Source organism: Paucibacter sp. XJ19-41 (genome assembly GCF_028462495.1).
Taxonomy (GTDB): domain Bacteria; phylum Pseudomonadota; class Gammaproteobacteria; order Burkholderiales; family Burkholderiaceae_C; genus Roseateles_E.
This window is the reverse complement of the sequence record NZ_JAQOWX010000083.1, coordinates 1-21,442: the sequence shown is the minus strand read 5'-3', so window position 1 is coordinate 21,442 and position 21,442 is coordinate 1. Positions and strand designations below refer to the sequence as shown.

The window sequence follows — 21,442 nt, the reverse complement described above, 5'->3', positions numbered from 1 at the left end:
ATGACTGTTGTACATGCCGATCTGCGGGCCTTGCCCGGTGTGCTGGACCGCAAGGCGCTGATGCAGGCGCTGGAGTCCTCGGCCCAGGCCTCGCGGGCCTCGGGCCATTCGCTGGCCGTGCTGACCCTGGATATCGATCACTTCAAGAGCTACCAGGACGAGCAGGGCCAGGCCAGTGCCGAACAGGTGCTGACCCAGCTGGCCATGCTCTTGCAGCAGCTGCAGCCCGCCGGCGCCAGCCTGGCCTATCTGGGCGCTGACGAGTTCGTGCTGATACTGCCCGACACCGACATCGCCGCCGCCGCCGCGCTGGCCGAGAAGCTGCGCGAGCGCATCGCCAGCGCGCTCGCTCAGCTGGGCGGCCAGCCGCCGCTGAGCGCCACCATCGGCGTGGCCGCCAGCCCGCCCAAGCAGGACTGGAACGCCAGCACCCTGCTGGCGCTGGCCGATTCGCGCATGACCTTCGCGAAGCGGCGGCTGCTGCCGCATCACAACCTGGTCTGGGCCGGCACCATCCCCTCGGACTGGTGCCTGCGCCTGGAAGTGGAACCGGGGGTCTGGCCCAGCCTTTGAAGCGTGCGAGCTGTGGACAGCGGCACGAGCCGGCTTGCCTAGAATCAAGCCGCGATGCGTCCCCTGCCCCTGATCATCATCCTGCTGGTTCTGAACCATGTCGCCTTCAACGGCAGCCGCATCGCGGTGGCGCTGTTCGCGATCAAGCAGGGCGCGTCGACGCTGACGGTCGGCACGCTGATGGCCATGTATGCGCTGCTGCCGGCGCTGACCTCGGTGGCAGCCGGCCGCTGGATCGACCGCTCGGGCATCACCCGGCCGATGCTGATCGGCACCATAGGCGTGGGCCTGGGCACCTTGCTGCCCTTTCTGGTGCCTCAGCTCGCCACGCTCTATCTGACCAGCGTGCTGGTGGGCCTGTCCTTCATGCTGCTCAATGTCTCGGTCTACCACGCGGTGGGCGAGATGAGCGCGCCCGAGGAACGCACGGTCAACTTCAGCTATGTCGCTTTAGGCTTCTCGACCTCGACCTTTGTCGCGCCGATGCTGACCGGCATCTCGATCGACGCGCTGGGCTATCGCGCCTGCTTCCTGATCCTGGCGCTGTTCACGGTGCTGCCGCTGCTGGCGCTGTGGGGCCGGCTGCTGCCCGAGATCACGCTGCGCGAAAAGCATGACCTGACCCCGCCCGGGCCGGTGTTCGATCTGCTGCGCGAGCCGGAGCTGCGCCGCCTCTTCATCGCGATGGCCATCCTGACCGTGGGCTGGGACATCTACAACTTCGCGATCCCCGTCTACGGCGCGCAGATCGGCCTGACGCCCTCGCAGATCGGCATCGTGATGGGCGCCTTCGCGGCCGCCACCTTCGCGGTGCGCCTGGCCATGCCCTTCATCGTCAACCGCATCCAGCCCTGGCCGCTGCTGGTGGCCTCGCTGCTGGTGGCCGGCCTGGCCTATCTGGCCGTGCCCTTCACCGACAGCGTCGGCGTGCTGATGGCCATCACCTTTTTGCTGGGCCTGGGCCTGGGCGCGCCGCAACCGATGGTGCTGACCTTGCTGCACCAATCGGCCCCCGAGGGCCGAGCCGCCGAGGCCCTGGGCCTGCGCACCACGCTGATCAACACCAGCCAGACCGTGATGCCTCTGGTGTTCGGCGCGATGGGCGCGGCGCTGGGCATTGCGCCGCTGTTCTGGGGCATGGCGGCGGCGATGCTGGGCGGCAGCCTGTTATCGCGCCGCAAGCGCTGAGAGCTAGAAAACTTTTTACTGCGCCGCCGCCATGCGTCGTTGGCCCGGTGCTCGGAATCCTCACGTACCTGGGGTACGTTCCGGTTCCTGCGCCCGGCCCGCCTAGCCTGACGACGGCTCGCTACAAAAGTTCTCAAGCTCTCGCCCCTTCCCCCGCAGGTGGGGCAGACGGCTGCGAGGCGCTGGTGGATACTCTCGGCGCGGGCACCTTGCCCGTTCGTTATGGGGAGCACGACCATGGGCCTGATGGATTTCATCAAGAAACAGTTCATCGACATCCTGCAATGGACCGAGGATGACGAAACCACGCTGGCCTGGCGCTTTCCGATGGCCGAGATGGAAATCCAGTACGGTGCCTCGCTGACGGTGCGCGAGTCGCAGATGGCCGTCTTCGTCAACGAGGGCAAGGTGGCCGATGTGTTTGGCCCCGGCATGTACAAGCTCAGCACCCAGACCCTGCCGGTGCTGACCTATCTGAAGAACTGGGACAAGCTGTTCGAGTCGCCGTTCAAGAGCGATGTCTATTTCTTCAGCACCCGCCAGCGCATCGACCGGCGCTGGGGCACAACCCAGCCGGTCACGATACGCGACAAGGACTTCGGCGCGGTGCGGCTGCGCGCCTTCGGCAACTATGCCTACCGCATCGTCGATCCCAAGCTCTTCCACACCGAGATCTCGGGCACGCGCGAGCGCTACACGGTCGAAGACCTGGACGGCCAGCTGCGCGGCCTGATGCTGCAGCACATCAGCGATGCGGTGGCGCAAAGCGGCATTCCCTTCCTGGACCTGGCTGCCAACCAGATCGAGTTCGCCAAGGCCTTGATGGAGGCCACCGCGCCCTCGTTCACCGCCCTGGGCCTGAAGTTGGAGAGCGTGACCCTGCAGAACGTCTCGCTGCCCGAGGAGCTGCAGAAGATCCTGGACCAGAAGATAGGCATGGGCATGATCGGACAGAACATGGGCCAGTTCATGCAGTACCAGGCCGCGCAGTCGCTGCCCAAGATGGCCGAGGGTGCCGCCTCGGGCGGCGGCGGCGGTGTGGCGGGCGACGCGATGGGTCTGGGGGCAGGTCTTGCGATGGGCCAGGTGCTGGCCCAGCAGCTGAGCCAGGGCCTGGCCGGTGCCGGAGCGCCGGCGGCAGCAGCGAGCGCCCCCGTGCAAAGCGCCGACGAGATCATGGCCCTGCTGGAAAAGCTCGGCGATTTGAAGGCCAAGGGCATATTGACCGACGAAGAGTTCGCCGCGAAGAAGGCCGAGCTACTGAAGAAGCTCGGCTGAATTGGCCTCTTCAGGCACACCCCAACGCCGCTGGCAGGCGGCCTGCCCCAATTGCGGCGCGCCGGTCGAGTTCGCCAGTGCCGCCTCGGCCAGCGCGGTCTGCGGCTTTTGCCGCAGCACCCTGCTGCGCGAGGGCGAGAGCCTGCGCAAGATCGGCGAGAGCGCCGAGCTGTTCGACGACCATTCGCCGCTGCAGCTGGGTGCGGCCGGCCGCTATGCCGGCGCCGCCTTCAGCCTCGTCGGCCGGCTGCAGCTGGGCTATGCCGAAGGTAGCTGGAACGAGTGGCATGCGCTGTTCGACAACGGCCGTAGTGCTTGGTTGTCGGAGGACAACGGCAGCTATGTGCTGGGCTTCGAGGCGCCGCCGCCGGCCGGCCTGCCGCAAGCCCATGAGCTGGTGCTGGGCGCGCAGTTGCTGCTGGCCGGCCAGGCCTGGACCGTCAGTGCGCTGACCCTGGCGCGCCAGGCCGCCGCCCAGGGCGAGCTGCCGCATGCGCCGCTGGGCGATGCGCAGCGCCAGTTCCTGGTGGCCGAGCTGCGCAACAACAGCGCCGACGAGGTGGCCAGCCTGGAGTACAGCGGCCCGCCGGGCAGCGCGCCGAGCTGGTCGCTGGGCCGCCCGGTGCGGCTGGCCGACTTGGCGATGAGCGGGCTGCGCGAGGACGCGCAGGGCGAGGCCATCAGCAGCAAGACCCTCATCGGCAAGACCTGCGAATGCCCCGGCTGCGGGGCCGCGCTGGCGCCCAAGCTCGACGGCAGCCAGAGCATCGTCTGCGCGCAATGCCACGCGGTGGTCGACATCTCCAAAGGCCTGGGCCAAGACCTGGCCTGGTACGCCCAGCAGGCCAACACGCTGGAGCCGCTGATCCCGCTGGGTCGCAGCGGCACGCTGGCGCTCGCCGCCGGCGGCCCGGCGCTGCCCTGGCAGGTGGTCGGCTATCTGGAGCGCTGCGACCTGCCCGCGGCGGACAGCGAGGACGAGCAGAGCTTCTGGCGCGAATACCTGCTCTACAACCGCAACGAGGGCTTTGCCTTTCTGGTCGACACCCACGAGGGCTGGAGCCTGGTGCGGCCGCTGACCGGCGCGCCCAAGGGCAGTGGCAACAACACGGTCGAGTGGCAGGGCCGGCGCTTCAAGGCCTTGTACGAGGGCGAGTCCTATGCGGCCCAGATCACCTATGTGCTGGGCGAGTTCTACTGGCAGCTGCGGCGCGGCGAGCGCGCCCAGGTCACCGATTACGAGTGGAGGGGCGAAGGCCGAGTCGAGCTGCTGTCGCGCGAGCAGACCGGCAGCAAGGGCGGCACCCAGGAGATCAGCTGGAGCCATGGCCGCAAGCTCGATGCCGCCGAGGTCGGCCGTGCCTTCAAGCTGGCGGTCAGCACCGCCGCGCTGACCCGCGACGCGACGCCCACCAGCGGCCACGGCCTGGTGTTCAAGGTCTTGCTGACCCTGTTCATCCTCGGCGTCCTGGTGATGCTGATGCGCGGCTGCAGCCAGGACGATTGCCAAAGCTACAAGCAGAGCTTTGGCGAGGCCAGCAACGAGTACCGCGAATGCCAGCGCCGCACCAGCGGCAGCGGCGTGCGCCTGGGCACCGGCGGCGGATCCTACGGCGGCTACAGCGGCGGGGGCGGGCATAAATGAACCACTCCCTACGCGCTTCGCGCGCCCCCTCAAGGGGGCGAGCCCGCAGGCCCGGCAAAGCCGGATCCTCGGGCTCCGCTGGATGTCGCGCGGGCTGCGCCGCGCATTTCACTCAATCGGCTACTGAGGAGAACTGAAATGGAAATCGAATGGCTCAAACCGGCGGTGCTGCTGGGCTCGGTGCTCTACGCGGTGATCGGCGTGCTGGTGTTCTGGGTCAGCTTTGTCATCGTCGACAAGCTGACCCCCTACAAGCTCTGGGAAGAAATCGTCGAACACAAGAACCTGGCACTGGCCATCGTGATCGGCGCCAAGTGCATCGCGATCGGGATGATTGTGGCGGCGGCGATTAAGGGCTGAGAAACCTGCTCCAAACTCCTATCCGACGGAGAAGATATGAAGAAGCAACGAAAGGATTTGCGCACAAGCCCTCTATTTCTGGCCGTCGAACTTCGAAAGCTTCAGCAAGTAATTGAACAACTGGACGCTGGTGTCGACATTGAGGACCTTGACCTTGATGGAAAATCGCCGCTGATTAGGGCGGCATTCCTGGGTGAAGTCCCAATAGTTGCGGAGCTCATTGAACGGGGAGCCAATCCCAACGCACAAAATGACATTGGCTACTCAGCGCTTCATTTTGCAGCACAGGAAGGCCATGTGACAGTGGCTGAGATGTTATTGAATGCTGGTTCGAGAGTTGAATCCCGTGATCAGCATGGCAATACGCCGTTGTCCAATGCAGTGTATGAGGAGCGGTCGGAAGTCGTGCAACTCTTGCTGGCGAGGGGCGCGCGAACTGATTTCCCCAATGCGCATGGCGTTACCGTCGCCGAGCTTGCTGACAATATGGGGTTCGATCTCCCTAAATGAACGTAGCTCTGACAGAGAGTGAGGTGCGGCTTACTTGTGCCTACGAGCCATGTCAGCACTCCAGGGTTAAGAGTGGCGGGATGGCTGGGTCAAGCCTTGTATCTGAACCCTGCAAACATATGAATCAGTTGTCTCAAAAAGATCCTGGCGCCAACAACAAGGGATTCATACTCAAATGAAAGAACTGTTGTGCTGGCCGGATGACATGGCAACGATTGAATGGCCAACCGTGGTGTTGATTAAGGGTTCATTTGAAGGTGTTTTGACATACCTCGCCGACTCTTTTCGGCGTGAATGCGAAACTGGGCAAACTGTGCTGAAGGAATTTCCGTGCTCGACAGCGCTGGATGAAATCCACCGCTATCAGGGTGAGCCTGATTTGAATGTGCTTGCGCCATCGCTTGGCAATGACGGTGAAACCTTGCTTTGGACCAGTGATGCTGGTGATCAAAATGTATTGCTTACTCGTTTGTCCTGGCGGCTAAATATGGCTTCAGTTGGGATGAGAAAGTGCTCGGACTGGAGTTCTCCAAACGCTGCGTCAGCGTTAATGGTAATGGGTACTCAAGGAAAGAATGAGCGTTTCGTGCGGGTCATGCGCGACGAATCGGGGCGCTTAGACTTCTATTGTTCAGGCCCAGTGCAAGCGTTTGAGAGCGAAGAGCACTATCGGAATAGATTCAAGAAGGAGCGCATGAACTCAAAAGTCGTCGATGAGTACTGGCGCAAGCTCGGCGTCGACTTGGAGCGGGAAACCTCCGAATGGACCGGGCGACCGGGCATCGTCTTCTTTCGGCGTAGGCGTTCGCTCTGGGCATGACGGGGTCAAGTCATAAATCCAATATTCTCAAGTTCAATACCTTATCTAAAAACTGGACTACACGCCCTGGAAATTCAGATGACCGCCAAGTGCTTGTTCTACTTCGCCGTTTGCTATGCCGTGTATTCGCTCTCGGTCACCCCAATTGGCGGAAACGGGCACCGGGAGTTGCGAGCAGTGCGCGATTGGATCTGGCAAAGGCCCATATTGATCCTTGTTCGGCCGATCTTCTATCTGCTAATCCTGCCATTTGAAAGCGTCATGATGGCCTTGGCCCTCTCGACAGGTGCTCTGGCCTGCTCATTGCTGCTCTCATAGTCAACGCCACGACCGTCTATTGACCGCGCAACGATGCATACAAATTCCGCGCTGAAACAGGCTGCCAGTTTGAGCCTCTATACCGTGATCCTTGACTACCGAGGTGGGACTTACATTCGACAGGTTGCTGCCAGCAATCAAAACGAAGCTCTACTCATATGGTCACGGAGCATTGTTCCAGGGGAAATCCTGCACCTTGGCAAAAAGCGAATATCACGTATTGCCAGCGAAATCGAAGCCAATTACGCGGACAGTTATACACCAGTTCTTATCCACGGTGCAGTGAATGTGTGGTGTACCGGACTTCCAGTTACAGCCGGTCTGGTCAACATAATTAAAACCGAGGTCCGGCTTTGAGCTTTGATGTTCAAACAAGTCTCCCTAAGCCCCCATGCCATCGCCCGCCCCGCTCCCGCCGATCCAAGCCGACAGCACCGTTTCCGCCATCATCGGCGACTGAGTTGGGCACCTTATCTCGCAAGGAGATAGTTTTGAAAAAATACATGGTGGTCGAAAACTTCAAGCCCGGCTTGATGGAAGAGAACTACAAGATCTACAACGCCAAGGGTCGTCAATTCCCCGAGGGCTTGTACTACCTGAATTCATGGATCAACGCCGAGAAGAACATCTGCTTCCAGCTGATGGAATCCAATGACCCAGCCTTGTTCCAGGAGTGGTTCAAAAAATGGGAGCAGTTCGTTGACTTTGAGCTGTATCCCATCGATTAATTATTTGATTAATTCAATCCATCGACGCATCGCTTGATTCACTCACGGCTGCCTTGCCAATGCCCCAGTCCCATCCATCAATACCCGAAGCCATAAGCCTGCTGAGCCGCCCGCTATTCCCATGGTGGACCCTCACCGTGACCGTGCTGGCCGCTGTATTCGGCCCAGGCCTGCTGGTGGCCAGCAGCGCCGGCATGCCGACCGGGCTGCAGCAAGGCATCCACGCCTTTCTCGGCGGTCTTGCGGGCTTTCTTGTCGTTGCCGTCATCGCGCTGATCCGCCGTGTGCGGGCGCTCACGGTCTTGATGCTGGCACGAGCCGACAGCCGTTCGCCGACGGGCTCGCAACAGCGACCAGAGGGTTTGGGTCTTGAGCCTGAGTCCTTTCTCACGCAAGACCTGACACCTGGTAACCCGTCGAAACCCGGAGTGCCCGGTGGCCGCCCATGAGCAAGGCCGCGCTGCACTTCCTACTCCTGATGGCCACGCTTGCCGGCGGCGCCACCGCACAGCCGCAGCCCTGGGCCGACTGCAACATCGGCAAATACCAGCGCTACGCGCAGGCCCAGACGCAGTGGCAGGAGCGGCTCGCGGCGCTGGTGGCGGCGGTTGCGCCCGAGCACGCGGCGCTCTCGGATCAGCTGATGCGCCAGCAGTTGCAGCTCATCGAGTTGTCACAACTGGAGCTGGAGCATCTGGTTCGCCATGAGCCGGCGAAGCTGCGCAGTCAGGCGAGCCTGAATACCTGGCTCAGTCCTTTCGACGCGCAGGACCGCCAGCGCCTGGCCGCCCGCAGCCCCCGCTATGCCGAGCTGCTGCGCCTGGCCGAAGCTCAGAAGAAGCAGCAGCCGCCTCACCCCCAGGGCGACGCACTGCAAACGGTCATGCGAGAAGACATCATGAAGCGGCCCGACTTTGGCCAACTGCTGCAACAGCATCTGCAGGCCGTCAAGGCGATAGAGGGGGTTCAATGCCCCGCCCCGCGCTGAGCCGCCCGTAGCTCTCACCGAATCTCGACAGCTGATGCAAATCGCTGCCGCCCTGCTGATCTACGCCTTGGCCCTGACTGCGCTCGCGCTGATCAACCGGCGTGAGTTCAGGCGCCGTCCGACCAAGGGCCGGCGCTATGCGGCACTGCCGATCGGCTACAAGCTCGCCTGCTGGCTGGGTGTCATGCCGCTGCTGGTCGCGGCCCTGCTGCTGCACCCGGCCCTGTTGATCCCGGCTTGGGTCGGCTTTGCCCTGCTGGAGATGGCCTGCGTGCGCTGGTACAAAAAGGCCGGCCTGCTCTAGCATCTGCCGCCTGCTGCCAGACGTTTCTCAGCGCTCCGATCACCTGGAACAACCCAAGGGGCTCCCGACATGAACGCTCCCAGCCTTCCCGGCTTCTCACTACGCCCCATCCAGCTTGATGATGCGCAGGCCTGGGCGGCTTACGCTTGCCTGCCCGAGGTCAAGCTGCACACCAGCTCGACGGCCGCCAGCATCGACGATATCCGGCGCGAGATCGACAAGACCCTGAGCGGCGACGCCGCCGCGCCGGTACGCTTCGCCATTGTTGATGACGCCGGCGGTGCGGGTGAGTTGGTCGCGACCGTCGGTTTTCACACCATCTCCCCGCTCAACGGGACTGCCGAAGTGACTTACGACGTGACCCCGGCCCGCTGGGGCCAGGGCATCGCTAGCGCCGCCTGCCGGGCGGCGACGCAATGGGGCTTTGCGCAGCGTGGCTGGCATCGCATCCAGGCCACGACCGTGCTGCCAAACATCCGCTCGCAAAAGGTGCTGGAGCGCTGCGGCTTCCAGCGCGAGGGCCTGCTGCGCAACTTCAGGCTGGTGCGTGGCCAGCCGACCGACTATTGGATGTACGCGGCCCTGCCCGGCGACGTCAAGACCTGACCCTGCGGCGAAGATTACCCCTGAACGCCCTGCACCTCATAGCCAGCTGCTGATCTGCGCCAGCGGCTTCTTGATGCCGCCATGCACCGGCACCTCGCAGCCCGGCTTCGGATGGCCGACCACCAGCAGGATGACGGGCTTCTCGGACTCGGGCCGGCCGCAGAGCTTGCTCAGGAAACCCATGGGGCTGGGCGTGTGGGTCAGCGTGACCAGGCCGGCCTCGTGCAGGGCGGCGATCAGGAAGCCGGTGGCGATGCCCACCGACTCGGGCACGTAGTAGTGGCTGAAGCGCTCGCCCTGTGCGTCGATGCCGTACTTCTGCGCAAAGATCGCGATCAGCAGCGGCGCCTCTTCCAGAAAGGGCTTGTTGGCATCGGTGCCCAGCGGCGCCAGCGCCCGCAGCCACTCCTCGGGGGCGCGGCCGTTGTAGAACGTGCGCTCCTCTTCCTCGGCCGCTTCGCGGATCTGCGACTTGCGCTGGGGATCGGTGATGACGACGAAATGCCAGGGCTGCTGGTTCGCGCCGGACGGCGCCGTGCCGGCGGCCAGCAGGCACTGTTCGATCACGGCACGGTCGACCGGCCGAGCAGCGTCGAAGTCGCGCACGGTACGACGGCGCAGCAGGTTTTGATAGCTGGCGCGGGCGCGCTCCAGCATGGTGTGGGCGGGCAGTTCGCGGTAGCCCGTCAGGGGCTCCATGACCGGGGCAGGCATTGTGTGCATGGCGGTGCGGCTGGAAGGAATATGCGGTGGGGCGAGCATAGCGAGAGCGGCTCGTTCGTCAATCGGGGCATATTGCCGACCGGCGGCGTGGCAAGATGCCTCACTGTCGGAAGCCCAGGAGCACAAAACCATGGAATTAGGTGCCTTCTCCATCAGCCTCGCGGTCAAGAACATCGAGGCCTCGCGCGCCTTCTACGAGAAGCTGGGCTTCAAGACCTGGGGCGGCGATGCGGCCCAGAACTGGCTGATTCTGAAGAACGGCGAGCATGTGATCGGCCTGTTCCAGGGCATGTTCGAGCGCAATATGCTGACCTTCAACCCGGGCTGGACCCAGCACGCCGACCCACTGCCGAGCTTCAGCGATGTGCGCGAGCTGCAGCGCCAGCTGAAGGCCCAGGGGCTGGTACTGCAGAGCGAGGCCGACGAGGCCGGCAGCGGCCCGGCCAGCTTCGTCGTGATCGACCCGGACGGCAATCCGGTGCTGGTGGATCAGCATGTGTAGGGCGCGCACTTGTTCCTGAGTCCCGGTTTCTTCTCGCTCGCCGCCTATGCGCTGATCAGCGCACTGATCAGCATCCAGCCCGCCCACGCCGACGTAAGCCGCTGCTATGGCACGGTCGCGAAGGGCCGTCTCGAAGGCGGCGTCAAGCTGCCCACCGATGGCGCCAATTTCTCGGCCTAGAGCGAACTGGCGGTCGCAGCGGGCCGGACCTATGTGCATGCGACGGTGGCCGACGTGATCGTCGCGTCCTATGCGGCGCTGCAGGCCCGCACACCCGGCGTCCACTACGTCTATGGCGAGACCGGCTGGGCCGCCGGTGGCTCGTTCAAGCCGCACCGCACCCACCAGAACGGCCTGTCGGTCGACTTCTTCGTGCCGGTGCGCGACGCCCAGGGTCGCTCGGTGCCCCTGCCCACCAGCCCGCTGACACGCTTCGGCTACGACCTGGAGTTCGACGCCGAGGCCCGGCATGGCGAGCACCGCATCGACTTCCCGGCCCTGGCCGAGCATCTGTACGCGTTGCACCGTGCCACCCGGGCGCAGGGCGTGGGCATCGCCCGGGTGATCTTCGACACCGCCTACCTGCCGGCCCTGTTCGCGACGCCGCGCGGCCCCTATCTGCGCCAGCATCTGCCCTTCATGAAGGGCAAGCCCTGGGTGCGCCATGACGAGCACTATCACGTCGATTTCGCGCTCGCCTGCCGGCCGGATGACCGGGGTCCGGCTAGCGGGAGAACGAGAACCGGCTGACTCACGTTCGACGCATCGACGAGTCCCTCACTGCATGCCCGCCGAGTTTCGGCATGGTCCGCCGGCAGGTCCTGCGCTGTCGTTCCGAGCGAGTTGGTGTGAGGGGCCCCGCGTCGCCCACCAGCACAGCAGCGCCAGCAGGCTCACCGCCGCGCCCAGCAGACAGACACCGGACCAACCCGCATATGCAAAGGTCGCGGTGCTGCTGATCGACCCGAGCCCGCTGCCGACCGCATAGAACAGCATGTAGAGGCCGACCAGCCGGCTATGAGCCTGCGGGCGGATGCGCAAGATCAGGCTCTGATTGGTGACATGCAAGGCCTGACCGCCCAGGTCAAGCAGCAAGATGCCGATCACCAAAGCGCTCAACGACCATTCCATCATCGACAGCGGCCACCAGGCCAGCAGCAGCAGCACGAGCGCTGCCGCGCTGGTGCGCTGGGCGTGTCCACGATCTGCCCATTGCCCGGCCCGCCCGGCGGCCAGCGCACCCACGACGCCGACAAGCCCGAAGGCACCGATGGCGGTGTGCGAAAAGCCATGGGGCGGCGCACTCAATGAGAGGGCCAGAGCGCTCCAGAAGATGTTGAACGCAGCGAACATCAGCAGCGCGAGCAAGCCGCGCACCTGCAGCACCCGTTCCTGTCGCAGCAGCGTCCACATCGACGCGATCAGACGCGGGTAGCTGACCGCATTTGGCGCTGCAATCAAGGTGGGCAGCCGCCACCACAGTGGCAGCGCGATGGCCAGCATCAGCGCGGCGGCGCTGAAATAGACGCCGCGCCAGCCCGCCACATCGCTGACGGCTCCCGAGAACACCCGTGCCAGCAACAGGCCGATGAACACGCCCCCCTGCGCCACGCCCACGACCTGCCCTTGTTCATGCGGTGCCGCAGCGCTGGCCGCGTAAGCGATCAGCCCCTGTGTCATCGCCGTACCCAGCATGCCCACGGCGAGCATGCCCACGAGCAGCTCCACCGAAGAGTGCGCGATGCCGACCGCCGTCAGCGCGGCCACCAACGCCAGCAGTTGCCACGCCAGCAGGCGCCGGCGATCCACCCGGTCGCCCAGCGGCACCAGCAGCAACAGGGCGATCGCACAGCCAAGCTGCGTGGCCGTGATCACGCCGCCGACCGCCGCATGAGCCATGCCGAAGTCCCTCGCCAACGCATCCAGCAAGGGCTGCGCGTAATACACATTCGCCACGCTCATCCCGCTCGCCACGGCAAACAAGCAGACCAGGCTGCGCGGCAGTGCCGACGCTAGCGAAGAAACCTTCATGACACGATGCCCACTCAATCTAGTTGCAAAACAAAACCGATTTAATCCTACGCAATGTGGTTTTAAAATGCAACCAAAACAGATGCCCTGCCATGCCGCCAGGAGATGCCTTGCCCTGCCTTGAACCTATGAACGCCGAGCCTTGTCCGGTTGCGCGCTCCGTCGATCTGATCGGAGACCGCTGGTCGCTGTTGATCCTGCGCAATGCCTTCGACGGAACGAGCCGCTTCAGCGACTTCCAACGCAGCTTGGGCGTGGCCCGCAACATCCTCTCGGACCGCCTGCACAAGCTGGTCGAGGCAGGCATTCTGCAGACGCAGGCGGCGTCGGATGGCACCGCCTATCAGGAGTACGTGCTGACGGCCAAAGGGGATCGCCTGTTCCCCATCCTGGTGGCGCTGCGGCAGTGGGGCGAACACCATCTGTTCGAACCTGGCGAAGCTCATTCGCTACTGATCGACACGCGCACCGGCAAGCCAAGCCCGCTGATGGCGCCGAAAGCAAGCGACGGCAGGACGCTGTCACCGGCCGAGACTGCGGTGCAGAAAGTGCGGTAGGGCACTGGCCGCCTCGCGGGGCTAGCGGCCGGGTACGGCGGCCCGAGAGGCGGTGCTCAGGTGATACTCGACCTTGATGATCAAGTCTCGCATCGAACAGCCCGGNAGGGCACTGGCCGCCTCGCGGGGCTAGCGGCCGGGTACGGCGGCCCGAGAGGCGGTGCTCAGGTGATACTCGACCTTGATGATCAAGTCTCGCATCGAACAGCCCGGCATCAGCACCGCGATGAGCTGGCCCGTCCGCCGGCAACTGCCGCTGGAGTTCATCGCAGCCCCGCCTAGTGGGGGCAGCTATTAGCGGCCTGACTGATTCCATGCTCGCCCTCAAGCTCCTCCTCGTCCCGACCTTTCTGCTGCTCGTCTCGCTGGCCAGCCAGCGCTGGGGTCCCAAGGTGGCCGGCTGGCTGGCCGGGCTGCCGGTGATGGCCGGGCCTATCCTGGCTTTCATCGCGCTGGAGCAGGGCCCGGCCTTTGCCGCCGCGTCGGCGGCCACGGCAGCAGCAGCCCTGCTCGCCTCGGTCTCGTTCAGCATCGCCTATGCCCGCGCCGCCAATGCCACCGATGGCCGGGCCTGGCCTGGCGCGCTGGGCCAGGCCCTGCTGGCCTGGTTGATCGTGGCCGCGCCGCTGAGCCTGCTGCCGCCCCATCCGCTGCTGGGTCTGGGCATTGCGCTGGCCACGCTGCTGCTGGCGCCGCGCCTGTTCCCGCCGCCCCGGCCGCTGGATGCCCCCATCCGCCTGCGGCCCGGCGAAATGGGCCTGCGCATGGCGGCGGGTGCGGCGCTGACCCTGGGCGTCAGCGGGGCGGCCGGCGCGCTGGGCAGCCACTGGAGCGGCATGCTGGCGGTGTTCCCGATGCTGGGCAGCACGCTGGCGGTGTTCTCGCACCGCGCGCAGGGCGGCGCCTATGCGGCCACGCTGCTGCGCGCGATGGTGACCGGGCTGTATTCCTTGGCGGCCTTTTGCGTGGCCCTGGCCCTGCTGCTCGATCGCCTGGCCATGCCGCTGGCCTTCGCGCTGGCCACGGCCCTGTGCCTGGCGGTGCAGATCGCCACCCGCAAGGCCGGCACGAGCCGGCACTGATCAAGGTCACAAGCTGTAAACCGGCGCAGAATCGGGGCTGCGCCACGCCTACACTGCGCGCTCACCTGAGGTCCAACACCATGAAGACATTGACGCGCCGCCTGATCGCTTCCACGCTGATCGTTTCCTGCTCGCTGATGAGCTTGTCCGCGCAGGCCGTCATCGTGCCGACCGAGGCCTTGCTGCCAGCCGAAGCGGCGTCCGCCGGCACCACGCTGTCGGCCGAAGCCGCGCGCGCCCGCGTCGGCGACTTCCTGGCCCGCGACGATGTGCGCCAGGCGCTGATGGGCCAGGGCGTCGATGCCGAGGCCGCCCAGGCCCGCGTCGCCGCGCTGTCGGATACAGAAGTTGCTGAACTGGCCGGCCGCATCGACAGCGCCCCGGCCGGCGGCGAGGTGCTGGGCCTGCTGTTCACCGTCTTCGTGATCCTGCTGGTGACCGACATCCTGGGCCTGACCAAGGTCTTCCCCTTCACCCGCTCGGTCCGATGACGCCGGGCCTCGGCCCACGCCCATCCAGCCCCGCTGTCGCGGGGTTTTGTTTTCTTGCGGCCCTGTTGTTGATGATGTTGGGCGGCTGCGCGACGCCGCCCCAGGCTCAGCGCCTGAGCCAGCAATGGCCCGCCCACCTGCCAGCCCAGGCCCTGCTGAGCGAGCAGCCCTTCTTCGCGCAGGAGGACTATGAATGCGGCCCGGCCGCGCTGGCCATGCTGCTGCAGGCCGCCGGCGTGCCGGCCACGCCCGAGCAGCTGCTGCCCCAGGTCTATCTGCCCGGCCGCCAGGGCTCGCTGCAGCAGGAGCTGCTGGCCGCCAGCCGGCGCCATGGCCTGCTCAGCGTCCGGCTGGCGCCGAGCCTGGAGGCGCTGCTGCAGGAGGTGGCCGCCGGCCATCCGGTGCTGGTGTTCCAGAACCTCTCGCTGCCCGTCTATCCGGTCTGGCATTACGCGGTGCTGATCGGCTTCGACCGCGAGCGCGGCCTGCTGACCCTGCATTCGGGCCGCACGCAAAACCTGCAGATGTCGATCGCGACCTTCGAGCGCACCTGGGCCCGCGGCGGCCACTGGGCCATGCTGGCCCTGCCACCGGCCCGGCTGCCGGTCACCGCCCAGGCCGAGCCCATGGCCGGCGCGATCGCGGCGCTGGAGCGCGTCAATCCCCGTGCCGCAGCCCAGGCCTATGCCGGCGCGCTGCAGCGCTGGCCCACGCAGCCGGCCCTGCTGCTGGGCGCCGGCAACAGCGCCTATGCCGGCGGCGATCTGGCCGGCGCGGCCTCGGCCTATCGACACGCGGTGCAGGCCCGGCCCGAGCTGGCCGATGCCTGGAACAATCTGGCCCAGGTGCTGCTGGAGCAGGGTCGGCATGAGGAGGCCCGCCAGGCGGTGGCACGGGCCGTGCAGCTGGGTGGCGCGCGCCTACCGCTGTATCTGGAGCTGCAGCGCAAGCTGGGCCCGGCCGAGCCCGGAACCCGCATAGACTGAGCGCCGCTGCAATCGGCAGCCCTTCTCCGCTGCGCCCTCCATGCCTCTTACCGAACCGGCGCAAGCCGGCAACGCCGCCACGAGCCGCATCTCGGTCGCCGAGCTGCTGCTGCTGGCCAGCGTCTTCGTCGTCGCCGCCTGCGGCCTGGTCTATGAGCTGGCGGCCGGCGCGCTGGCCAGCTATCTGCTGGGCGACTCGGTGCTGCAGTTCTCCACCATCATCGGCACCTATCTGTTCGCGATGGGCGTGGGCTCCTGGCTGAGCCGCTATGTCGAGCGCCAGCTGGTCGCGCAGTTCCTGAAGATCGAGCTGCTGGTGGGCGTGATCGGCGGGCTGATGCCGGCCGGGCTCTTCATCGTCCACAGCCTGCTGCCGCCGGCCGAGCTGGCCGCCTTCCGCACCCTGCTCTATGCGCTGGTGCTGCTGGTCGGGGCCTTGGTGGGGCTGGAGATCCCGCTGGTGATGCGCATCCTGAAGGACCAGTTCAGCCAGCGCTATGCGCTGCGCGATCTGGTCTCCCAGGTGCTGACCTTCGACTATCTGGGCGCGCTGCTGGTGGCCCTGGCCTTTCCGCTGGTGCTGGTGCCCCAGCTCGGGCTGATACGCACCGGCATCGCCTTCGGCCTGCTCAATGTGGCCGTGGCCGTGTGGGCGCTGTGGCTGTTCCGCGCCCAGCTGCGCGCGTTCAAGGCCCATGCGCTGGCCTGCGCACTGGCGGTGATGCTGCTGGTGGCCGCCCTGCTGGGCGCCGAGCGCCTGACGACCTGGGCCGAGGACCGCTTCTACGGCGAGCACATCGTGCTGAAGGAGAGCAGCGACTACCAGCGCATCGTCGTGACCCAGGGCAATGCCGGCGCCCGGCTGTTCCTGAACGGCAATCTGCAGTTCCACTCGCGCGACGAGTACCGATACCACGAGGCCCTGGTGCACCCAGCGATGGCCGGCCACGGTGCGCCCAAGAAGGTGCTGGTGCTGGGCGGCGGCGACGGCATGGCGGTGCGCGAGGTGCTGCGCTACCCCTCGGTCGAGGCGGTCACGCTGGTCGAGCTCGACCCGCATATGACGCGGCTGTTCTCGACCCTGCCGCTGCTGCGCCGGCTCAATGGCGATGCGCTGCAAAGCCCCAAGCTGAGCATCGTCAACACCGATGCCTTCGGCTGGCTGGAGCAGTCGCGCGAGAGCTTCGACGTCATCATCATCGACTTCCCCGACCCCAGCAATTTCGCGCTGGGCAAGCTCTACACCAGCAGCTTCTACCAGCTGGTGGACCAGCACCTGGCGGCCTCGGGCTATGCGGTGGTGCAATCCACCTCGCCGCTGGTCGCGCGGCGCAGCTTCTGGACCGTGGTGAGCACGATGGAGTCCGCAGGCCTCGTCACCACGCCCTATCACGCCCATGTGCCCAGCTTCGGCGAATGGGGCTTCATCCTGGCCGGCCGTCGGCCTTGGGCCCCGCCGCGCGCGCTGCCCGAAGGCCTGCGCTTTCTCAGCGTCGAGGGGCTGCCGGCGCTGACCCAGTTCCCGCCCGATATGGCGCGGGTGCCGACCGAGGTCAACCGCCTGTCCAACCAGATCCTGGTGCATGAGTTCGAGCAGGAATGGGGACGGGTGCATTGACGATGCAGCGCCGTGAACTGATGCTGGCCGCCGGGCTCGCAGGCACGGCCTGGCTGGCCGGCTGCCGGGCCGACACGGCGCCGCTGCAAGGCGGCTGGGTCGGCGCGACGCCGGCACGCGGACACCGTCTGCGCGAGGCCTTGCCCAGCCCTGGCCAGGGTGCACTGCGCAAGACCTCGGTGCTGGTGGTCGGCGCCGGCGTGTCGGGTCTTGCCTGCGCCCGCGCCCTGGTCAACAGCGGTGTCGATGAGGTGACCCTGCTGGAGCTGGAGGACGGCGCCGGCGGCAACAGCCGCGGCCACCGCATGGCCGGCATGGTCTGCCCGCTGGGCGCCCATTACCTGCCGCTGCCGGGCCCCGAGGCCCCCGAGGTGGCTGAGCTGCTGCACGAGCTGGGCCTGGCCCGGCACGAGTTGGGCCGCACCGTCTATGACGAGCGCCATCTCTGCCACAGCCCGCAGGAGCGCCTGTTCTTCGAGGGCCAGTGGCACGAGGGCCTGCTGCCGCCGGCCGGCGATGCGGCCACCTTGGACCAGTACCGGCGTTTCGGCCGCCTGGTCGACAAGGCGCGGCGCGAGCTGGGCTTTGCGATGCCCAGCAGCCGCGCGCGCTGGACCGCCGGCCACGCGGCGCTGGACGGCCAGACCTTCGCGGCCTGGCTGGCCGCCCAGGGCCTGAACGCCGCGCGCCTGCGCTGGTATCTGGACTACTGCTGCCGCGACGACTATGGCGCACCCAGCGCCGAGGTCTCGGCCTGGGCCGGTCTGCACTACTTCGCCAGCCGCCATGGTTTTCATGCACCCGGCACGGTGCATGGCGAAGACGGGACCGGCGAACGCGAGGCGGTGCTGACCTGGCCCGAGGGCAATGCCTGGCTGACCGAGCGCATGGCCAGCGCGCTGGGGTCGCAGCGTCTGCAGACCGGCCGCACGGTGCTGCGCATCAGCCCGGGGCGGCACGGCGTCGAGCTGCTGGCCTGGAACGAGGCGGCCGATGCGCCGGAGCGCTGGCAGGCCGATCATGTGGTGCTGGCCGTCCCGCTCTTCATCGCCCACCTCCTGCTGAGCAGCGCCCCGCCCGCACTGCAGGCCGCCACCGCCCGGCTGCAGCACGCCCCCTGGCTGGTGGCCAATCTGCAGCTCAAAGGCCCGCTGCTGGACCGGCTGGGCGTGGGCCCGGCCTGGGACAGCGTGGTCTACGGCAGCCAGGCGCTGGGCTATGTCGATGCGATGCACCAGCAGACCCGGCCCCACCCCGGCCCCACTGTGCTGAGCGCCTACTGGGCCCTGCCGCGCGCCGAGCGCGGCGCGCTCTTGCAGGACGGCTGGCAGGGCTGGGCCCGGCGCGTGATCGCCGAGCTGCACGCCACCCATCCCGACCTGAGCGAGCAGCTGCTGCGCGTCGATATGGCGCGCTGGGGCCATGGGATGAGCATCCCGCTGCCCGGTGTGCGCGGTGACCCCGCGCTCGCGGCGCTGCGCGGGCCACAGACCGGCCGTCTGCATTTCGCCCATAGCGATCTGGCCGGCTATTCGGTGTTCGAGGAGGCGTACACGCAGGGCGTGGCCGTGGCCCGTCGGCTTGTGGCAAGCTTGTGAGATGAAACCCCTCGTCCAAGGACTACCTTGGCCGGCCCCCCGAGGGGGCGGCGCCGCTTGCCGGATCGACCGACAAGCGGCGGCCCATGGCGGGCCGGCTTGGGAGCGGCCCGGCGCTCGGCCCGCAAGCTTCATGCGGTGGAGCCACTGAGGTGACGCGCTGGCTTGCCACCTTGTTCTTGACGCTGATCCTGGCGCTGCCGGCCGCCGCCCAGAGCTATGAGGTCGTGGCCGACGGCCGGCGCATCAACTACGGCATGATGGAACGCGCCAGCCAGCCCTGGCGCATCTGCGCGCTGCTGCCGCACGGCAAGGACCGTTACTGGTGGGGCGTGTCCTGGGGCCTGGCCGAGCAGGCCAAGACCCTGGGTGTGCAAGTGGGCATCTACCAGGCCAACAGCTATGCCGATCTGCCACTGCAGAAAAAGCAATGGGCCGACTGCCGCGCGCTCGGTGCCCAGGCCTACATCCTCGCCGCCATCAGCGCCGACGGGCTCAGCGAGGAGATCGCCCAGGCCCTGGCCGAGAAGCGCCCGGTCATCGATCTGATCAACGGGCTCAGCGCCGAGGTGACGAGCCGGGCCCTGGTCAGCTTTGCCGATATGGCGGCCCAGACCATCGCCCATGTCTTGCGCGACGCCGGCGGGCGCAGCGGCATCAAGCTGGCCTGGTTTCCCGGGCCGGCCGACGCGGCCTGGGTGCAGGACGGCGAACGTGGCCTGATGGACGCGCTCAGCGGCAAGCCGGTGGAGCTGCGTCTGGGCGGTCGCGGCCCGACCGACACCAAGACCCAGAGCACGCTGGTGCGCGAGCATCTGGAGCGAGCCGGCATGCCCGACTACATCGTCGGCAATGCGGTGGCCATCGAGTTTGCCGCCCGGCTGGTGGCGCAGCGCCCACCGCCCCGGCCCAAGCTGCTGGCCTACTATGCCAGCGCCGAGGTGGTGGACCGCATCGCCAGCGGCGAGGTGCTGGCCGCGCCGACCGACCAGCCGGTGCTGCTGGCCCGCCTCAGCCTGGATCTGGCGGTGCGCGCGCTGCAGGGCCAGCGCGTGCCCAAGCGGGTCAGTCCCACCATCCTGATGCTGGACAAGCAAAGCCTGCCCTCGGTCGATATGAGCCGCCTGCTGGCCCCCAAGGGCCAATGGCTGGTGCAGCAGCCGCTGGCGCCGCCCGCCTCACCCGCGCGCTAGCGACTGGCTTAGCACGCTGGCCGGCCGGAACGCGGCGATCAGCGCCGCCATCAGCGCCTCGGCCTTGGCGCTGTTGTCGCACCCCAGATTGCAGACATAGACATCCAGCGTGACCCCGCCCAGCTCGGGCCAGGTATGGATGGCCAGATGCGACTCGGCCAGCAGCACGACGCCGGTAATGCCGCTCTGCTCCTGCCCCGGCACGGGGGTGAAGCGATGGAACAACTCGGCCACAGCGCCCAGGCCAGCGGCGGCCACGGCCGCGACGCACAGCGCGCGCAAGGCCTCGCAGTCCCGCATCAGCGGCTGGCCGGCGGCGCAGCCACGCAGATCGGCCGTCAGGTGCAAACCTTGCACGGTTCCGCCGCCTAGCCGCCCGTCACTGGCGGGAAGAAGGCCACCTCGGCACCGTCGGGGATCAGCGCATCTTCCTGGGCGAGCCGCTGGTTCAGCGCGCAGCGCAGCGACTTGCCGCGCGCCAGCGCTGTGGCATGCGGCTCGCCGCGCGCCAGCAGCTGGTCGCGCAAGCGCCCCAGGGTCAGGTCTTGCGTCCAGGTCACGGTTTCGACCGGGCCCAGAGCCTCGCGCAGCGAGGCGAAGTAGCGCACCGTGATGCTCATGACAACAATTCCGAGAACGGGATGAAGGCCACCATATCGCCGGCCGTGATCGCCTGGCCGGACGGGTTGTCCAGCAGCCCGTCGCCCCAGACGGCCGATGTCAGCACGCCCGAGCTCTGGTTCGGGAACAGGTCCAGCCCGCCGGCCGCGTTCAGGCGCACGCGCAGAAACTCCTGGCGCCGGTCGGGCCGGGGCCAGTCGAAATCGGCGCGCAGCTGGTAGCGCTGCGGCGCCAGCATGGCAGCGCCCTGCAGGCGCAGGATCACCGGCCGCACCAGCAGCAAAAAGGTCACGAAGCTGGACACCGGATTGCCGGGCAGGCCGAGGAACCAGGCGTCCTGGACACGGCCAAAGGCCAGGGGCTTGCCGGGCTTGATCGCGATCTGCCACAGGTCCAGTGAGCCTTCGGCCTGCACGGCCGGGCGCAGATGGTCTTCCTCGCCGACCGAGACGCCGCCCGAGGTGATGATCAGATCGGCTCGGCCCGCAGCCTCGCGCAGCGCGGCGCGCGTCGCGTCCAGATTGTCCGGCACGATGCCCAGATCGATGACCTCGCAGCCCAGGCCTTGCAGCAGGCCGCGCAGCGTGAAGCGGTTGCTGTTATAGATCGCGCCGGGCTTCAGCGGCTCACCGGGCATCACCAGCTCGTCGCCGGTCGAGAACAGCGCGACGCGCGGTCGGCGCGCCACCGTCAGCGCCGCCGCGCCCACCGAGGCCGCCAGG

The 21,442-nt window shown here is 66.8% G+C and carries 27 protein-coding genes and 1 pseudogene; 23 read left to right on the top strand and 5 right to left on the bottom strand.

What is annotated here, in order from left to right; translation table 11 throughout:
• The 13 genes and pseudogenes from PO768_RS19730 (at position 1) to PO768_RS19670 (ending at position 9,318) form a co-directional block, all read left to right on the top strand.
• The gene (locus PO768_RS19730) at positions 1-573 is read left to right on the top strand and encodes a GGDEF domain-containing protein (RefSeq protein WP_272647415.1); all 573 of its coding nucleotides are present in this window, start codon (positions 1-3) and stop codon (positions 571-573) included.
• A gap of 54 nt (positions 574-627) precedes the next feature.
• Positions 628-1,761 carry an MFS transporter gene (locus PO768_RS19725; protein WP_272647414.1) on the top strand — a complete coding sequence of 378 codons (1,134 nt, stop codon included), beginning with the start codon at positions 628-630 and terminating at the stop codon, positions 1,759-1,761.
• A 237-nt stretch (positions 1,762-1,998) separates the two neighbouring features.
• Positions 1,999-3,039, top strand: coding sequence for an SPFH domain-containing protein (locus PO768_RS19720; RefSeq protein ID WP_272647413.1), 1,041 nt, complete (start codon positions 1,999-2,001; stop codon positions 3,037-3,039).
• A gap of 1 nt (position 3,040) precedes the next feature.
• Positions 3,041-4,684, top strand: a complete 1,644-nt coding sequence (locus PO768_RS19715) for a DUF4178 domain-containing protein (RefSeq protein WP_272647412.1) — start codon at positions 3,041-3,043, stop codon at positions 4,682-4,684.
• A gap of 138 nt (positions 4,685-4,822) precedes the next feature.
• Positions 4,823-5,044 (top strand): DUF350 domain-containing protein, encoded by a 222-nt coding sequence (locus tag PO768_RS19710; RefSeq protein WP_137942319.1) that lies wholly within the window; start codon positions 4,823-4,825, stop codon positions 5,042-5,044.
• A gap of 15 nt (positions 5,045-5,059) precedes the next feature.
• A pseudogene (locus PO768_RS19705) lies at positions 5,060-5,554 on the top strand (ankyrin repeat domain-containing protein); the annotation flags it as partial.
• Positions 5,555-5,729: 175 nt separating this feature from the next.
• Positions 5,730-6,374 carry a hypothetical protein gene (locus PO768_RS19700; RefSeq protein WP_272647410.1) on the top strand — a complete coding sequence of 215 codons (645 nt, stop codon included), beginning with the start codon at positions 5,730-5,732 and terminating at the stop codon, positions 6,372-6,374.
• Positions 6,375-6,725: 351 nt separating this feature from the next.
• The gene (locus PO768_RS19695) at positions 6,726-7,049 is read left to right on the top strand and encodes a hypothetical protein (protein WP_272647409.1); all 324 of its coding nucleotides are present in this window, start codon (positions 6,726-6,728) and stop codon (positions 7,047-7,049) included.
• A gap of 134 nt (positions 7,050-7,183) precedes the next feature.
• The gene (locus PO768_RS19690) at positions 7,184-7,420 is read left to right on the top strand and encodes a DUF3303 domain-containing protein (protein WP_272647408.1); all 237 of its coding nucleotides are present in this window, start codon (positions 7,184-7,186) and stop codon (positions 7,418-7,420) included.
• A 137-nt stretch (positions 7,421-7,557) separates the two neighbouring features.
• Positions 7,558-7,869: a hypothetical protein gene (locus PO768_RS19685; protein WP_272647407.1), complete on the top strand. Its 312-nt coding sequence runs from the start codon at positions 7,558-7,560 to the stop codon at positions 7,867-7,869.
• Positions 7,866-8,408: a hypothetical protein gene (locus PO768_RS19680; RefSeq protein ID WP_272647406.1), complete on the top strand. Its 543-nt coding sequence runs from the start codon at positions 7,866-7,868 to the stop codon at positions 8,406-8,408. The genes PO768_RS19685 and PO768_RS19680 overlap by 4 nt, the downstream gene beginning before the upstream one ends.
• A 34-nt stretch (positions 8,409-8,442) precedes the next feature.
• Positions 8,443-8,712 carry a hypothetical protein gene (locus PO768_RS19675; protein ID WP_272647405.1) on the top strand — a complete coding sequence of 90 codons (270 nt, stop codon included), beginning with the start codon at positions 8,443-8,445 and terminating at the stop codon, positions 8,710-8,712.
• 69 nt (positions 8,713-8,781) lie between these two features.
• The gene (locus tag PO768_RS19670; protein ID WP_272647404.1) at positions 8,782-9,318 is read left to right on the top strand and encodes a GNAT family N-acetyltransferase; all 537 of its coding nucleotides are present in this window, start codon (positions 8,782-8,784) and stop codon (positions 9,316-9,318) included.
• A gap of 36 nt (positions 9,319-9,354) precedes the next feature.
• On the opposite strand, the gene PO768_RS19665 is transcribed toward PO768_RS19670, so the two are convergent.
• Positions 9,355-10,017: a nitroreductase family protein gene (locus PO768_RS19665; protein WP_272647403.1), complete on the bottom strand. Its 663-nt coding sequence runs from the start codon at positions 10,015-10,017 to the stop codon at positions 9,355-9,357.
• 154 nt (positions 10,018-10,171) lie between these two features.
• Here PO768_RS19665 and PO768_RS19660 point away from each other — a divergent pair, with 154 nt between their 5' ends.
• Genes PO768_RS19660 through PO768_RS19650 form a run of 3 tightly spaced genes read left to right on the top strand, consistent with a single transcriptional unit; the run spans position 10,172 to position 11,293 of the window.
• Positions 10,172-10,543: a VOC family protein gene (locus tag PO768_RS19660; RefSeq protein WP_137942315.1), complete on the top strand. Its 372-nt coding sequence runs from the start codon at positions 10,172-10,174 to the stop codon at positions 10,541-10,543.
• A 9-nt stretch (positions 10,544-10,552) separates the two neighbouring features.
• Positions 10,553-10,723: a hypothetical protein gene (locus PO768_RS19655; RefSeq protein WP_272647402.1), complete on the top strand. Its 171-nt coding sequence runs from the start codon at positions 10,553-10,555 to the stop codon at positions 10,721-10,723.
• 33 nt (positions 10,724-10,756) lie between these two features.
• On the top strand, positions 10,757-11,293 hold the full coding sequence (locus PO768_RS19650; RefSeq protein ID WP_272647401.1) for a penicillin-insensitive murein endopeptidase: 537 nt from the start codon (positions 10,757-10,759) through the stop codon (positions 11,291-11,293).
• 27 nt (positions 11,294-11,320) lie between these two features.
• Here PO768_RS19650 and PO768_RS19645 read toward each other — a convergent pair whose 3' ends face one another.
• Entirely contained in the window at positions 11,321-12,574 is a 1,254-nt protein-coding gene (locus PO768_RS19645; protein WP_272647400.1) for an MFS transporter, read from the bottom strand.
• Between the two features lie 128 nt (positions 12,575-12,702).
• On the opposite strand from PO768_RS19645, the gene PO768_RS19640 reads away from it, so the two are divergent.
• The 7 genes from PO768_RS19640 (at position 12,703) to torT (ending at position 20,099) form a co-directional block, all read left to right on the top strand.
• A complete protein-coding gene (locus tag PO768_RS19640) occupies positions 12,703-13,131 on the top strand; it encodes a winged helix-turn-helix transcriptional regulator (protein WP_272647399.1) in 429 nt (142 codons plus the stop codon).
• A gap of 314 nt (positions 13,132-13,445) precedes the next feature.
• On the top strand, positions 13,446-14,213 hold the full coding sequence (locus PO768_RS19635; protein WP_272647398.1) for a hypothetical protein: 768 nt from the start codon (positions 13,446-13,448) through the stop codon (positions 14,211-14,213).
• An 80-nt stretch (positions 14,214-14,293) separates the two neighbouring features.
• A complete protein-coding gene (locus tag PO768_RS19630) occupies positions 14,294-14,704 on the top strand; it encodes a PA2779 family protein (protein ID WP_272647397.1) in 411 nt (136 codons plus the stop codon).
• Between the two features lie 71 nt (positions 14,705-14,775).
• The gene (locus PO768_RS19625) at positions 14,776-15,690 is read left to right on the top strand and encodes a PA2778 family cysteine peptidase (RefSeq protein WP_272647420.1); all 915 of its coding nucleotides are present in this window, start codon (positions 14,776-14,778) and stop codon (positions 15,688-15,690) included.
• A gap of 40 nt (positions 15,691-15,730) precedes the next feature.
• A complete protein-coding gene (locus PO768_RS19620) occupies positions 15,731-17,308 on the top strand; it encodes a polyamine aminopropyltransferase (protein WP_272647396.1) in 1,578 nt (525 codons plus the stop codon).
• Between the two features lie 2 nt (positions 17,309-17,310).
• On the top strand, positions 17,311-18,906 hold the full coding sequence (locus PO768_RS19615; RefSeq protein ID WP_272647395.1) for a flavin monoamine oxidase family protein: 1,596 nt from the start codon (positions 17,311-17,313) through the stop codon (positions 18,904-18,906).
• A 152-nt stretch (positions 18,907-19,058) separates the two neighbouring features.
• Complete coding sequence (gene torT, locus PO768_RS19610) at positions 19,059-20,099, top strand: TMAO reductase system periplasmic protein TorT (RefSeq protein WP_272647394.1); 1,041 nt, start codon at positions 19,059-19,061, stop codon at positions 20,097-20,099.
• Here torT and speD read toward each other — a convergent pair.
• The 3 genes from speD to PO768_RS19595 form a co-directional block, all read right to left on the bottom strand.
• Positions 20,085-20,456 carry an adenosylmethionine decarboxylase gene (speD, locus tag PO768_RS19605; RefSeq protein ID WP_272647393.1) on the bottom strand — a complete coding sequence of 124 codons (372 nt, stop codon included), beginning with the start codon at positions 20,454-20,456 and terminating at the stop codon, positions 20,085-20,087. The two genes, torT and speD, sit on opposite strands and share 15 nt — an antisense overlap.
• A gap of 11 nt (positions 20,457-20,467) precedes the next feature.
• Positions 20,468-20,719, bottom strand: coding sequence for a MoaD/ThiS family protein (locus PO768_RS19600; RefSeq protein ID WP_272647392.1), 252 nt, complete (start codon positions 20,717-20,719; stop codon positions 20,468-20,470).
• Positions 20,716-21,442: molybdopterin molybdotransferase MoeA (locus PO768_RS19595; protein WP_272647391.1), on the bottom strand; the 727-nt coding region annotated here is incomplete at its 5' end. The genes PO768_RS19595 and PO768_RS19600, both read right to left, overlap by 4 nt.

Bases quoted from the DNA above. Each gene is read 5' to 3' on its own strand.
- PO768_RS19730 (WP_272647415.1), top strand. From the start codon at position 1: ATGACTGTTGTACATGCCGATCTGCGGGCCTTGCCCGGTGTGCTGGAC.
- PO768_RS19615 (WP_272647395.1), top strand. From the start codon at position 17,311: ATGCAGCGCCGTGAACTGATGCTGGCCGCCGGGCTCGCAGGCACGGCC.
- PO768_RS19635 (WP_272647398.1), top strand. From the start codon at position 13,446: ATGCTCGCCCTCAAGCTCCTCCTCGTCCCGACCTTTCTGCTGCTCGTC.
- PO768_RS19675 (WP_272647405.1), top strand. From the start codon at position 8,443: ATGCAAATCGCTGCCGCCCTGCTGATCTACGCCTTGGCCCTGACTGCG.
- PO768_RS19725 (WP_272647414.1), top strand. From the start codon at position 628: ATGCGTCCCCTGCCCCTGATCATCATCCTGCTGGTTCTGAACCATGTC.
- PO768_RS19630 (WP_272647397.1), top strand. From the start codon at position 14,294: ATGAAGACATTGACGCGCCGCCTGATCGCTTCCACGCTGATCGTTTCC.
- PO768_RS19670 (WP_272647404.1), top strand. From the start codon at position 8,782: ATGAACGCTCCCAGCCTTCCCGGCTTCTCACTACGCCCCATCCAGCTT.
- PO768_RS19645 (WP_272647400.1), bottom strand. From the start codon at position 12,574: ATGAAGGTTTCTTCGCTAGCGTCGGCACTGCCGCGCAGCCTGGTCTGC.
- PO768_RS19720 (WP_272647413.1), top strand. From the start codon at position 1,999: ATGGGCCTGATGGATTTCATCAAGAAACAGTTCATCGACATCCTGCAA.
- PO768_RS19620 (WP_272647396.1), top strand. From the start codon at position 15,731: ATGCCTCTTACCGAACCGGCGCAAGCCGGCAACGCCGCCACGAGCCGC.
- PO768_RS19700 (WP_272647410.1), top strand. From the start codon at position 5,730: ATGAAAGAACTGTTGTGCTGGCCGGATGACATGGCAACGATTGAATGG.
- PO768_RS19680 (WP_272647406.1), top strand. From the start codon at position 7,866: ATGAGCAAGGCCGCGCTGCACTTCCTACTCCTGATGGCCACGCTTGCC.
- PO768_RS19625 (WP_272647420.1), top strand. From the start codon at position 14,776: ATGATGTTGGGCGGCTGCGCGACGCCGCCCCAGGCTCAGCGCCTGAGC.
- PO768_RS19665 (WP_272647403.1), bottom strand. From the start codon at position 10,017: ATGGAGCCCCTGACGGGCTACCGCGAACTGCCCGCCCACACCATGCTG.
- PO768_RS19660 (WP_137942315.1), top strand. From the start codon at position 10,172: ATGGAATTAGGTGCCTTCTCCATCAGCCTCGCGGTCAAGAACATCGAG.
- PO768_RS19600 (WP_272647392.1), bottom strand. From the start codon at position 20,719: ATGAGCATCACGGTGCGCTACTTCGCCTCGCTGCGCGAGGCTCTGGGC.
- PO768_RS19640 (WP_272647399.1), top strand. From the start codon at position 12,703: ATGAACGCCGAGCCTTGTCCGGTTGCGCGCTCCGTCGATCTGATCGGA.
- PO768_RS19710 (WP_137942319.1), top strand. From the start codon at position 4,823: ATGGAAATCGAATGGCTCAAACCGGCGGTGCTGCTGGGCTCGGTGCTC.
- PO768_RS19695 (WP_272647409.1), top strand. From the start codon at position 6,726: ATGCATACAAATTCCGCGCTGAAACAGGCTGCCAGTTTGAGCCTCTAT.